The organism is Aerococcus sp. L_32, assembly GCF_050689315.1.
This window is the reverse complement of record NZ_JBOEQF010000636.1, coordinates 1-995: the sequence shown is the minus strand read 5'-3', so window position 1 is coordinate 995 and position 995 is coordinate 1. Positions and strand designations below refer to the sequence as shown.

The 995-nt window shown below is 45.3% G+C and carries 1 protein-coding gene; it reads left to right on the top strand.

Annotated features, from left to right (window positions below):
- Positions 1-188: 188 nt before the first annotated feature.
- The coding region (rho, locus tag ACRCJ0_RS15335) for a transcription termination factor Rho (protein WP_431391063.1) at positions 189-995 on the top strand (807 nt) is incomplete at its 3' end.

Sequence of the window (995 nt, the reverse complement as noted above, 5' to 3'; positions counted from 1 at the left end):
ACTGCGGCAAGGGTGTCGCAGTCCTTTACATTTTTACCCAAACAACAAGCAAGTCCTCTCTTAACACTTCTTAGATCCAAGGAGCTGCTGGCTTGGTAATAGCTAGCGACATCTTTAAGCACTCAGCTTCTAGGCGGTCGTCCTTTTCCAGAAAGTAACTAAATATTGATAGAAATGAAGGTTTTTTTATGTCAGATAATGAGCAAGAACACGTGAAGTTGCATAGTTTGCAAGCTATGACTTTGAAGGAAATTTACCAGTATGCGAAGGCGTATAAGGTCCCCTATTATAGTCAAATGAATAAGAAGGAGCTGATTATGGCTGTCTTGCGGGCGCAAGAGGTGAGTCAGGGATTTATGAATGTCGAGGGAGTGCTTGATATTACGGGGTCTGATTTTGGTTTCTTGCGGTCGATTAATTATTCGCCTAGTCAGGAGGATATTTATATTTCGAATTCTCAGATTCGCCGGTTTGGTTTGCGGAATGGGGATTTAGTGTCGGGTACAGCTCGTCCGCCTAAGGCTTCTGAGCGGTATTTAGGTTTGATGCATGTGTATGCGGTGAATGGTAAGGACCCAGATGAGGCGAAGGAACGGGCGCATTTCCCAGCCTTGACACCTGTTTATCCGGATGAGCAATTACGGTTGGAGTCGACACCTGGACGTTTGTCTGCGCGGATGATTGATTTGATTTCGCCTGTTGGTTACGGTCAACGTGGTTTGATTGTGGCACCTCCTAAGGCTGGTAAGACGGTCTTGATGAAGGAAATCGCCAACGGGATTACAGCTAATAATCCGAATGTTGAGTTGATTATGCTGTTAATTGATGAGCGTCCTGAAGAGGTGACGGATTTGGAGCGGTCAATTGATGGGGAAGTGGTTTCTTCTACTTTCGATCAACGACCTGAAAACCATGTGCGGATTGCGGAATTGGTTTTAGAACGCGCTCGCCGTTTGGTGGAAGATAAGCGTGATGTGGTTATTTTGATGGATTCA